Source organism: Staphylococcus ureilyticus (genome assembly GCF_025558845.1).
In the GTDB taxonomy this organism is placed as follows: domain Bacteria; phylum Bacillota; class Bacilli; order Staphylococcales; family Staphylococcaceae; genus Staphylococcus; species Staphylococcus ureilyticus.
This window is the reverse complement of record NZ_CP094825.1, coordinates 1555826-1567621: the sequence shown is the minus strand read 5'-3', so window position 1 is coordinate 1567621 and position 11796 is coordinate 1555826. Positions and strand designations below refer to the sequence as shown.

General features: G+C 29.8%; 13 protein-coding genes and 1 riboswitch. Of the genes, 9 read left to right on the top strand and 4 right to left on the bottom strand.

Annotation, left to right across the window (positions count from 1 at the left end):
* Positions 1 to 23: 23 nt before the first annotated feature.
* The gene (locus MUA21_RS07645) at positions 24 to 329 is read right to left on the bottom strand and encodes a hypothetical protein (RefSeq protein WP_262560999.1); all 306 of its coding nucleotides are present in this window, start codon (positions 327 to 329) and stop codon (positions 24 to 26) included.
* Between the two features lie 285 nt (positions 330 to 614).
* Here MUA21_RS07645 and MUA21_RS07640 point away from each other — a divergent pair, with 285 nt between their 5' ends.
* Positions 615 to 1328 (top strand): transaldolase, encoded by a 714-nt coding sequence (locus MUA21_RS07640; protein WP_046207600.1) that lies wholly within the window; start codon positions 615 to 617, stop codon positions 1326 to 1328.
* A 500-nt stretch (positions 1329 to 1828) separates the two neighbouring features.
* Complete coding sequence (locus MUA21_RS07635; RefSeq protein WP_046207599.1) at positions 1829 to 2278, top strand: hypothetical protein; 450 nt, start codon at positions 1829 to 1831, stop codon at positions 2276 to 2278.
* 4 nt (positions 2279 to 2282) lie between these two features.
* Here MUA21_RS07635 and MUA21_RS07630 read toward each other — a convergent pair whose 3' ends face one another.
* Positions 2283 to 2705 (bottom strand): competence protein ComK, encoded by a 423-nt coding sequence (locus MUA21_RS07630; RefSeq protein WP_046207598.1) that lies wholly within the window; start codon positions 2703 to 2705, stop codon positions 2283 to 2285.
* Positions 2706 to 2715: 10 nt separating this feature from the next.
* Complete coding sequence (locus MUA21_RS07625) at positions 2716 to 3195, bottom strand: sigma-70 RNA polymerase sigma factor region 4 domain-containing protein (protein ID WP_262560997.1); 480 nt, start codon at positions 3193 to 3195, stop codon at positions 2716 to 2718.
* 221 nt (positions 3196 to 3416) lie between these two features.
* On the opposite strand from MUA21_RS07625, the gene MUA21_RS07620 reads away from it, so the two are divergent.
* Together MUA21_RS07620 and sagB are read left to right on the top strand one after the other, a co-directional pair.
* On the top strand, positions 3417 to 3641 hold the full coding sequence (locus MUA21_RS07620; RefSeq protein ID WP_019468074.1) for a hypothetical protein: 225 nt from the start codon (positions 3417 to 3419) through the stop codon (positions 3639 to 3641).
* 164 nt (positions 3642 to 3805) lie between these two features.
* The gene (sagB, locus tag MUA21_RS07615; protein WP_262560995.1) at positions 3806 to 4660 is read left to right on the top strand and encodes a peptidoglycan release complex glucosaminidase SagB; all 855 of its coding nucleotides are present in this window, start codon (positions 3806 to 3808) and stop codon (positions 4658 to 4660) included.
* 395 nt (positions 4661 to 5055) lie between these two features.
* On the opposite strand, the gene MUA21_RS07610 is transcribed toward sagB, so the two are convergent.
* The gene (locus MUA21_RS07610; protein WP_262560994.1) at positions 5056 to 5985 is read right to left on the bottom strand and encodes an osmoprotectant ABC transporter substrate-binding protein; all 930 of its coding nucleotides are present in this window, start codon (positions 5983 to 5985) and stop codon (positions 5056 to 5058) included.
* Between the two features lie 161 nt (positions 5986 to 6146).
* Here MUA21_RS07610 and MUA21_RS07605 point away from each other — a divergent pair, with 161 nt between their 5' ends.
* From MUA21_RS07605 to ribH, 5 genes are all read left to right on the top strand, one after another.
* Positions 6147 to 7622, top strand: coding sequence for an FAD/NAD(P)-binding protein (locus MUA21_RS07605; RefSeq protein ID WP_262560993.1), 1476 nt, complete (start codon positions 6147 to 6149; stop codon positions 7620 to 7622).
* Positions 7623 to 8016: 394 nt separating this feature from the next.
* A riboswitch (FMN riboswitch) is annotated at positions 8017 to 8150 on the top strand.
* A 157-nt stretch (positions 8151 to 8307) separates the two neighbouring features.
* Positions 8308 to 9351 carry a bifunctional diaminohydroxyphosphoribosylaminopyrimidine deaminase/5-amino-6-(5-phosphoribosylamino)uracil reductase RibD gene (gene ribD / locus MUA21_RS07600; protein ID WP_262560992.1) on the top strand — a complete coding sequence of 348 codons (1044 nt, stop codon included), beginning with the start codon at positions 8308 to 8310 and terminating at the stop codon, positions 9349 to 9351.
* A 6-nt stretch (positions 9352 to 9357) separates the two neighbouring features.
* Entirely contained in the window at positions 9358 to 9990 is a 633-nt protein-coding gene (gene ribE, locus MUA21_RS07595) for a riboflavin synthase (RefSeq protein ID WP_073341629.1), read from the top strand.
* Between the two features lie 10 nt (positions 9991 to 10000).
* Positions 10001 to 11179: a 3,4-dihydroxy-2-butanone-4-phosphate synthase gene (gene ribB, locus MUA21_RS07590; RefSeq protein ID WP_107525943.1), complete on the top strand. Its 1179-nt coding sequence runs from the start codon at positions 10001 to 10003 to the stop codon at positions 11177 to 11179.
* 11 nt (positions 11180 to 11190) lie between these two features.
* Positions 11191 to 11649 (top strand): 6,7-dimethyl-8-ribityllumazine synthase, encoded by a 459-nt coding sequence (ribH, locus tag MUA21_RS07585; protein WP_064208811.1) that lies wholly within the window; start codon positions 11191 to 11193, stop codon positions 11647 to 11649.
* Positions 11650 to 11796 lie beyond the last annotated feature (147 nt).

Here is an 11796-nt window from a genome sequence, read left to right as displayed (position 1 = left end):
TAGTATAACTTTTGTAGTAGGATTTAGAAAATAATACCAAATGTTGAGAGAGAAGCTAAGATATGAATTGCTATCACAATTAATATTATATAAGGTAAAACTTTGCTAACTGAACGAATCCAATCTGAATCTTTATGTAAATTTTTAATAGATTTATCAGAAAAGATAATAGCAAGTATTAAAATAATAGCATTGATAATACTACAAACAAAAATGAGTTTAATCATTGAATTAAAGTGCATATTTAGTAGAGGGTTTCTAGTATTAAAATAAAAGCTAATTATAATTAAAATGCATGATAAATAAAAATAAAGTTTTGAACGTGCCATAATAACCTCCTAATGCAATTTATTAAGTTATAATACCATAAATTAACTTAAAGTTAACTAAATTTACAATAAGAAAAGTTTTTAGTTAATAACAATATAGATTATAAAGCTTGTTTTTAATGATATTAGATCTGTTACTGATACTATTATTTTCAGAAATTAATCATTTATAAGCAGAAAAATAGAATTTATGAAATAAAGGTGGTATAAATAAAGTGTATGGTTTAAACCGTTATAAAAATAATTCTTTACAGAATTATTTATTTTAGTCAGGAGGAATTAGTAATGGCAAATTTAAATGTTGAAGTGTTTGCAGATGGTGCAGATATTGAAGAAATGAAAGCAGCTTATAAAAATAAACAAGTAGATGGTTTTACCACAAACCCAAGTTTAATGGCAAAAGCAGGTGTAACAGATTATAAAGCATTTGCCGAAGAAGCTGTGCGCGAAATTCCTGACGCTTCTATTTCATTTGAAGTATTTGCAGATGATTTAGAAACTATGGAAAAAGAAGCGGAAATTTTAAAACAATATGGCGATAATGTTTTTGTTAAGATTCCAATTGTAAACACAAAAGGTGAATCAACTATTTCTCTAATAAAAAAATTATCAGCAAACAATGTTCGTTTAAACATTACTGCTGTTTATACTTTAGATCAAGTTAAAGAAATTACTAATGCTGTAACAGAAGGTGTTCCAACATATGTGTCTGTATTTGCTGGACGCATTGCAGATACAGGAGTAGATCCAATTCCATTGATGAAAGAAGCAGCTGACGTTACACACAGTAAAAAAGGTGTGAAATTATTATGGGCAAGCTGTCGCGAAGTCATCAATGTCATCCAAGCTGATGAAGTTGGCGCGGATATTATTACATGTCCGGCAGATGTAGTTAAAAAAGTGAATAATAATTTAGGACGCGATATAAACGAATTATCTGTTGATACAGTTAAAGGCTTTGCAAAAGATATCCAAAGTTCTGGTCTGTCTATTTTATAGTCGTAAACGCAGTTAGTTCATTTCTGTAGCTACTCCCAAATGATGGAAAAAACACTTTCATTGAATTCATCATAAAATGAATTCATATGAAAGTGTTTTTATTATCATCTACCTTGCTTATACACACTCAAAGTTAAAGTATAGTTACTGAAGTAAAAGTTATTTTATTATTAAGCAATTAACTAAAGTTATAATATTATGAATTAGTAATGAATGAAACGAGTAAATAATGAGCGATTATAGAAGCGAAATCATTTACTATTGGGTAAGCGATGGAAAGTTGTATTTCAATTCATTGTTGGTGTTGATTAAAGTAGGATTGAATAAATTGAATTTATGTGGTTACTTGATTGAAATAAAAAACTATAGAATAGCATGGATAAGCAAAGGAAATATAATTTGATTGCAAAATTTTTTATAATATTATTGAAACCATAAGATAAATAACTTATCCTGTATATTGATAGTATAAGTGTGATACTTTTTAAGGAGAAACTTTAATGAAAGCAAATATTTTTAAACAGAAAGTTAAAAAGCATTTATGGTTTTTAAATAAAAAAGAAAAACAACAACTAGATCAAGTGTTATCGAAAGTCTTGGATAAAAACCATGAGGAAGAACTCAATCGACCGATTGCGTTTTCCAATCAATTTTTGAAAAATTATATCTTTGAAGAAAAGGTAGTTTCATCAGCTTATTTCTTCATGTTATTAATTGGTATTTTAATTACATATATTATTTTATTAGGATTATTCTTATTTGCTTTATTGACAAGTTTGTCGTCAGTCCAATTTTTTATTAAACCAGAAGTTGATTTATCTAGTATTATCGTTGTATTGACACTCATAGGTGCGCTACTATTATTGGTGATTAGTCTATACTTAATTAAGGTCGCAACAGGTTATTTTACGAAGAAGCTATTAGAATATAAGCATAATAGAGCGCTATGATGCGTTAAATTAAAAGGTGAGAAAGTGTGATGCTTTCTTGCCATTTTTTATATACAAAAGTGTAGGGTGCATCTACAATGATGAATGTAGCATTTTCAAAATAAATTGTTGTTTGTTCATTATTTGATTTAATCCCAACAATCGCATTTGCATTGATATAATATTGCAAGGGTGCGCGTCTCGCTTTAAGCGGAAATAAAGTAATATCTGGATTAATAAATATAGGGACCATTTTTCTGATTTTTAAAACTTGTTTAGCTTGTTTTGTTTGATAAGATAGTGATAAACCATAGGTTTCTAGAAGGTAAGTAAGTGTAGGCATGATTGAAGTAGGATAGTGAAATTGATGCGTGGTATATTGCCCGACTGTTATGATTTCATTTCCAACAACGGATTTGAGGTATAATAATTTTGTAAACTTTGTCATATGCCAACTCCTATTTTTGATTTATTCTGTAATATTTAATGTATTTTATTTGCACCTTTTTTCGATAATTTTTTATTGTAGAAACAGAGCAGTTCAACATTGATGCAATCTCAAATTGTTTATAACCTAGCAATTTTAAGTTAAGCCAATTTTTTTCATTAGTAGTTAATAGTTGCAAAAACTGTTGGTATATAATTTGATGATTCATTTGATCAAACAGGATATTTTCTCGTTCTTTTAAATCTGGAGAATTTATTGTGATTTCTAATTGTTTCTGACTGCGAAACAAATCAATCAAATAGCAATTCAAACGAAAATATAAAAATTGTTGTAATGAGACAGATTGATGGGGAGAATACTTCTGTGTTAGTTCCCACATTTTGATAGTGAGTAATTGAGTATATTCTTCTCGATTATACTTAATATGGTATTTTTTTAATAACACAAAAATAATAAATTTGAATTGAAAATATGTTTGTTCGAAGGACATGCTGTAACTCCATTGTTATATATATAACTTTTATTTCCGGATGCAATCATTTTATTTTAAAATTTAGTAATTTTCATTTGCTAAATAATGATAATAGGTGTTAAATAGAGTTAATAAGATAGATAAAATTTAAGTTTTATAACATCAACGCGTATTCAACTTAAAGATATAACACTTTAGAGTTTTAGTATTATCTTCGGACAACAAATCAGGAGGTTTATATGGATTACGCACATTTAAATTTAGAACATTTTTTTGCGAGACATGATGATTTAGATATGATTAAAGATAAATCAGACTTTGTTATGATAAATAATCTAACAAAAGAAATGATGTACCGCGATGGTGAAATTGAAGGAACAATTGATTTAAATCGTTATTATTATAAAAATAGATCCCAAGCAGTAAGCTTTGTTATGATGGAATATAATAAAAGTCAAGAGTAATGAAATTAAAATTTCATTACTTTTTTTATGAATATGTAACAACAAACATATTAAATTGTACGTTCAACTATTTAGTGTTAGAATTTAAATTTAGATAGTCTCTTAAAGTATATTTTTATAAAGAGAGGACTTAATATTCTTATTATTACCTATGAGGTGTGGACATGACGAAGCATAAGAAAGGCTCAATACTATCAATTATTGGCTTATTGGTAGTGTTAGTGATAGCTGTTGTCGTTGTATTTTCAATGATTTCAGATCAAATCTTTTTTAAAAAGGTTAACCAACAAGAAAAAGTAGAACAGCTCAATATTACTTTAGATAAAGCATCAAAAAAACAAATCGATAATTATACTAGCCAACAAATTTCAAATAAAAATAATGATTCATGGAGAGATGCGTCTTCAACTGAGATTAAAGCAGCAATGGATAGTAATAAATTTATTGAAAGTGAAACTCAAAAATATCAATTTTTAGAATTAGATAAATATCAAGGAATTGATGAAAATAGAATAAAAAGAATGTTAATCGATAATCCAGTACTATTAGAACATTCAGATGATTTCATAAAAGCAGCAAAAGAAAAACATGTAAATGAGGTATACTTAATATCACATGCATTGCTTGAAACAGGATCAGCTAAAAGTGAATTATCGAGTGGAGTTGAAATTGATGGCAAGAAATATTATAACTTTTTTGGGGTCGGTGCACTTGATGAAGATCCAGTGAAAACTGGTGCTGAATATGCTAAAAAACACGGTTGGGATACACCAGAAAAAGCAATTACTGGTGGTGCTAATTTTATACATGAACACTTTTTATCAAATAAAGATCAAAATACATTGTATAGCATGCGCTGGAATCCTAAAAACCCTGGTGAACATCAATATGCTACAGATATTAAATGGGCTGAAAGTAACGCAAGCCTAATGTCAAATTTTTATAAAAATATGAAAACAGAAGGTAAATATTATAAATATTTTGTATATAAAGATGATAATAAACATAAAAAAGAATGATCTATGATTTTAAATATAATTAATTATAACAAATGAAAATGATTGAGTTTGTTATACGAACTAAAGAAGGACTAATCCGTAGGAAAAATGGATTAGTCCTTTTTGAATACATAAATGATTGATTTTTGATATTTACATTAGTTAGTAATTTATATTTTATAGACATAGGTAATCGAATTCCGTAAACTGTGAATTAATTATCAAGATGAACGAGAGATGTTAAAGTAGTAAATATTATTTAGCTTTATTTTTCTGTCCAAATAATATAAAAAGCATAATCGTTGATATTATCACTTTTATAATGAATTTCATTAAATCACTTCCTTACTATGTAGCTATAGTAACACTAATCGATTAATATCACATAATATTAAATATAGAATTACACTTGAAATTTAATTTTCATCTTCGAAATAATTGTGTTTTTCTAAAAATCTTTTGGCTACAATTGCTGGTTCTTTACCTTCACCATCTGCTTCATAGTTTAACTTTTGCATTTGTTCAGTACTAATTTTATCATCTAATTTATTAATAGATTTTTTAATTTGTGGATGCTTTTGTAATAATTCATTTGGAGTGACCGCGCTAGCATCATATGGAGGGAAAAAATTTTTATCATCCTTAAGTACAACTAAATCGTACGCTGCAATTCTTCCATCTGTTGTATAACCAAGTGCAACATCGAGTTTATTATTTTTTAGCGCGTCGTAAACTAGTCCAATTTGCATAGGTTTTAAATCATTGAAACCAAAACCATAATGTGCACGGAATGGTGCATAACCATCGCCACCTCTCTTGATCCATGTCGTATCTGTACCAACTCTTACTTTATCTTTTACTTTTTTTAAATCTGAAACGGTATGTAAATCATATTTTTTTGCGGTTTCTTTAGTAACCATAAAAGCAAACGTATTTTCAAATCCATAAGAGTCGAAAAACGTTTGATCAAATTTTTGATTGAATAATTTTTGAGTTACTGACATTGCTTTTTGAGTATTTGTAATAGGTTGTTGTTCTAAAACGCCAACCAAATCAGTACCAGTGTAGCGTGTACTTGATATGTCGGCATCTCCGCGAAGTAATGCATTATGCTGTATTGTAGCTGAACCTAAGTTGTTAATGATCGATCCAGTAATCTTTCCCTTTGTATCATGTTCTATTAAATCTTTAAGCATATAAGCCATGATTTGAGATTCACTCGTAGCTAAAGCAGAAATTTTAACTGAGTTTTTAGATTGACCGCCGCCTAAACCAGGTAAGTCACAACTTGCTAATAAAATTGAACTAACAATCAATAAATAAATTATTCTTTTAAAAAATTTCATGTTTTAACTCCTTATATGTTTTAGAAATCTTTTTTGATACAACATTTTTATATTAACATATATATTAATTTTGTATAATGGTGGCATAATCCATTAATATGTAATATCAATTAAATACTTGATATACTAAGTATAAATTAATTAAAGTAAGGATGAGTGAAATGCGTATAGCTATCATTGGTATGGGTACCGCAGGTGTTAGTTTGTTAAAAGAATTAGTTAAATATAATGAATTCGAACAAATGGAAGTAGACGTTTATGATAACCCTAAAAACATGGGTCAAGGTGTGCCTTTTCAAAATGACAGCGACCAATTATTAATCAATTTACCTGCAAAACAAATGTCTTTAAATTTGAATAATGAGCGAGAATTTTACGAATGGTATCAACATCAATCTATATTTAAATTTTCTAATCCAGAGTATCTACCCAGATTTATTTTTGGACACTATATGAAAGATTATTTGGAAAATTATCATAATCAATATAGTAATATTCGTATGATTAAAGAAGAAGTATTAGAAGTGTATATAGAATCTAATATTGGTGATACGCAGGTTGGATATGTTGTCTGCACATCTGAAAATTTAGAGAAACGCCGACGTTATGATATTGTATTTTTAACAATTGGCACGATGTCCTATCATGACCCATATCAATTAAAAGGAACACCAGGTTACATAAAAACACCTTATCCAACTTATGACACATTAAATGAAGTTGATAGTACTGATAGAATCGCCATTATTGGCACTGGACTAGCAAGTTTAGATGTCATTCGATTTGTAACGGCACATCATCCTAATTTACCTATTACAGTGACGAGTCGTAAAGGTCATTTACCCAGTGTTAGGGGAAATATGCCAGAAATTCAATTTAAATATCTTACTCCAGAAAAATTTAATGAAATCAAAAAAGAATATTTTGGAAACGTACCTTTGGACGAGGCATTGGCATTATTTAAAAAGGACTGTGAATATTATGATATTCCAATAGAAGCATTAGTACACAGAAGGCAAGGCGACCCAATTTTGGATTTAACCTATGATTTACAACATGCCGAAGTGCTAGGGAAATTTCAAAGTATCTTAGAATTAACAAAAGAAAATTTAAATTGGATTTGGAACAGTTTTAGTAGAGAGGATCAGAAGATATTTTTAGAAAAATACCAATCTATATTAAAAGAAAATTCGAACCCAATGCCTCCTCGTACCGCAAAATTAATTATCGATCATATCGAAAAAGGGCAAATTGAAATCAAAAAAGGCTTGGAAGACGTTAAATATGACGGGCATCAATTTTGTTTTAAATATGAGGATGATTTTAAAGCAATTGATAAATTTGATATTGTCATTAATGCTACTGGTTCAAAATCACATTTATCAGAATTAGACCAAGATGATCAACTGATTCTCAATCTGGAAAATAGGCAAGTAGTCCAAGCACACCCACTAGGTGGTATTCAAATCATACCAGAAACAAATCAAATTATAAGTCCACGTTATGGTACCTTAAAAAACATGTTTGCTTTAGGTCAAGTTACAAATGGAATTAATCAATCACGTAACGGCGTTATGATGATAGTAAAACAAGCTGTAAGTGTGGTAGAGAATTTGTTGAATGCTAAGCATGATTGATTTTGTAGTGTAGTATACAAACGAATGTTTATCCAATTTAGATGAATCAGTTAAATATGAATTATGTTTCCGAATGAATTTAAATCCGGTTTCATTTTGAGGAAAGCAAAAGAGTAATTTTTGCTAGATGTTCGTTCGTTTTTGGTTTGAATTATAAAAATATTAAATAAGTAAAGCGTTTAATCATTTATGAAAATATTTTAAGATGTAAATTTTTGATGAATGGATTTGTAAACCAACTTATAAGCATTGTGAAGTTAAGAATATAAGCAAGTTGTTACTGATATAAAGCCGACTTAGATAATATGAATTGTTTTTTGTCGAAATATATAGTACGATAACGTTGTAGCTTTCAAAAGTTACTTTGACTCAATCATCAATTACAATTTCATAAATATTCTTTCGGGGCAGGGTGAAATTCCCAACCGGCAGTAAATTAAGCCTGCGACCTGCATTTGTTTTGGCAAATGTGGCTGATCTAGTGAAATTCTAGAGCCGACAGTAAAGTCTGGATGGGAGAAAGAATGAAGTATAACAAAAAGGCACTTATACAAGTGTTTATTTAACGTACATTTTTCTAAAAATTGGAGAAGTGTATTCAAATTTAAGTAAATTATGTTATATCTAAATACATCCCACACCTGAAATGAGTTTCAGGTGTTTTTTATTATTAAGAGGTGATTATATGAGTCAATATTTAAATTATGCAATTCAATTGGCGCAGATGGTAGATGGCCAAACTGGTGTAAATCCTCCTGTGGGTGCAATTGTGGTAAATCAAGGTAGAATCGTCGGTATTGGTGCACATTTACGAAAAGGTGACAAACATGCCGAAGTACAAGCTTTAGATATGGCAAAAGCAGCAGCAAATGGAGCGACAATTTATATATCTTTAGAACCTTGTTCACATTATGGTTCAACGCCACCATGCGTAAACAAAATTATTGAATTTGGTATTTCAAAAGTTGTTTATGCTGTTAAAGACACAACCTTATCGTCTAAAGGTGATGAAATTTTACAAAATGCTGGAGTGAAAGTCGAGTTTCATCATAAGCCAGATGCTGAAGCATTATACAAAGACTTTTTTATTACTAAGCGACAAGGCGTTCCTGAAGTTACTGTAAAAGTATCTTGCAGTTTAGATGGTAAACAAGCTACTGATAGTGGTGAAAGTAAATGGATTACCAACAAAACTGTTAAACAAGATGTATTTATGCTCAGACATAAACATGATGCAGTAATCACCGGGACTGGTACGTTAAACGCAGATAATCCACAATATACTACTAGGATTGAACAAGGTAAACAACCTATACGTGTGATACTTTCAAAATCTGGACAAGTCGATTTTACTTTAGACATTTTTCAACAACCGACGACGCCAATATGGATTTTCACAGAAAATAAAAATTTAAAAAATCAAAATAAAAATATAGAAATAATGTATTGTTCAAATTGTACGATTGAAAATATTTTAAAGCAGTTATATCAAAACGGGATTGGACGTGTTTTGGTTGAAGCAGGTCCCACGATTACTTCAGAATTTCTCCAATCTAACTTTACAAATGAACTCATCTTATATTACGCCCCGAAAATAATAGGTGGTTCTGGTGACAATCAATTTTTCAAAACAGAAAATGTCTTTAATTTATCAGACGTTCCTCAATTTGAAATTGTAAATTCCAAAATGCTTGAGCAAAATATTAAATTAGAATTGCGAAAGAAGTGAATAATTATGTTTACTGGTATTGTCGAAGAAATAGGAACTATAAAAAAAGTTACAACACAACAAGCGGTTGTTAATTTAACAATTGATTGTAGAACAATTTTATCTGACATGCATATTGGTGATTCTATTAGTGTAAACGGTGTATGTTTAACTGTTATACAATTTGATGAACGGTCATTTTCAGTCCAAGTAATCAAAGGTACTGAGAATAAAACCTATTTGAATCAATTAAATCAATCCGCTGAGGTGAATTTAGAGCGAGCAATGAGCGGTTCAGGAAGATTTGGAGGTCATTTTGTACTTGGCCACACTGATGAAGTAGCTAGAATTACTAGAATACAAAACTCAGATAATTCTAAAATTGTAACTATCAAACCATCTACTTCTGTGATCGATCAAATGGTACAACAAGGTTCAATCACCGTAGATGGGGTTAGTTTGACAGTATTTCAATTACGAGATACAGAATTTGATATTCATCTTATACCAGAAACAAGAAGATCAACTATTTTAAATCAAAAACGTGTTGGTGACCCAGTACATATTGAAACAGACATGTTGTTTAAATATGTAGAAAAAATAGTTGGTAAAAGTGAAAAAGGTTTAAGTTTAGAAAAACTAAGCGCTTTTGGATTCTAGGAGGGGTAAAATGCAATTGGACAGTATAGATTTAGCACTTGAATCACTAAAAAAAGGTAAAAGTATCATTGTAGTAGACGATGAAAATAGAGAAAATGAAGGAGATTTAGTAGCAGTTACTGAATGGATGTATGATAATACTGTTAATTTTATGGCTAAATATGGAAGAGGATTAATTTGTGCACCGATTAGTAAAAAAATAGCCGAAGATTTAGAACTTCATTCAATGGTTAATCATAATTCAGATGTTTATGGCACTCAATTTACAGTTAGTATTGATCATATTAACACTACAACTGGTATCAGTGCTGATGAAAGAATGCTTACTGCAAAAGCATTAATCGATAATAGTACAACAGCAGAAGATTTTAATAAACCAGGCCATTTATTTCCATTAGTTGCTCAAGACAATGGTGTATTGGCTAGACGTGGTCATACTGAAGCCTCTGTAGATTTAGCTAAATTAACTGGCGCAAAACCAGCAGCGCTGATTTGTGAAATTATGAATGACGATGGTTCAATGGCAAAAGGTGATGATTTAGAAGCATTTAAAAATAAGCACAACTTGGTAATGATATCTATCGAAGATTTGGAAAAATATAGAAAGCAATCTGTTTCGTCTGTTGCAGCAAAAGCTAAAATAAAGTTGCCTACTGAATATGGTAATTTCGACATGTATGGTTTTACAACAAATAATGGTGAAGAAATTGTAGCAATCACAAGTGGTAATATTAACGAAACAGAGAATGTACGTATACATTCTGCTTGTTTGACTGGAGATATTTTTCATAGTCAAAGATGTGATTGTGGTGAACAGCTTGCTGCATCTATGAAATACATTGATAAAAATGGAGGCGTTATCCTTTATTTACCTCAAGAAGGTAGAGGAATCGGTTTAATTAATAAATTAAGAGCATATGAATTGATAGAACAAGGATATGATACGGTTACAGCAAATATTGCACTCGGTTTTGATGAAGATTTAAGAGAATACCAATATGCTGCTGAAATTTTAAAATATCTAGGTATCAAACGTGTGAATTTATTAAGTAATAATCCTAAAAAATTTGGAAGTTTGGAGAATTACGGCATTGATATTGCCAAAAGAATTGAATTGGTAATACCATCTAACCAATATAACCAAGCTTATATGAAAACAAAAAAAGAGAAAATGGGTCATTTAATATAGGAGGAATAAACATGAATTTTGAAGGTAAATTAATAGGATCAGATTTAAAGGTAGCGATTGTCGTAAGTAGATTCAACGATTTCATTACGAATCGTTTGCTAGATGGTGCTAAAGATACTTTAGTTAGACACGAAGTGCCTGCAGAAAATATTGATGTTGCATATGTGCCTGGGGCTTTTGAAATCCCATTAGTAGCTAAAAAATTAGCTCAAAAAAGTGATTACGATGCAGTAATTACTTTAGGTTGTGTGATTAGAGGTTCAACGTCACATTATGATTATGTATGTAATGAAGTAGCGAAAGGTGTTTCAAAAGCGAATGATATTTCAGATACACCAGTTATCTTTGGAATTTTAACAACTGAAAATATTGAACAAGCTGTAGAACGTGCAGGTACAAAAGCAGGAAACAAAGGGTCTGAAGCAGCAGTAAGTGCTATAGAAATGGCAAATTTATTGAGAGAAATTTAATGATTCAAGTAATAATTAGTAATGTTATTTAAAAATAAAAATTAGGTCAGAACTCTAGATATCATTTCCTATGCTCAAAACAAGAGTCAGGCATATAAATCCCAAAAAATAGCACTCAGATGATTTAATTCAATTCATCTGAGTGCG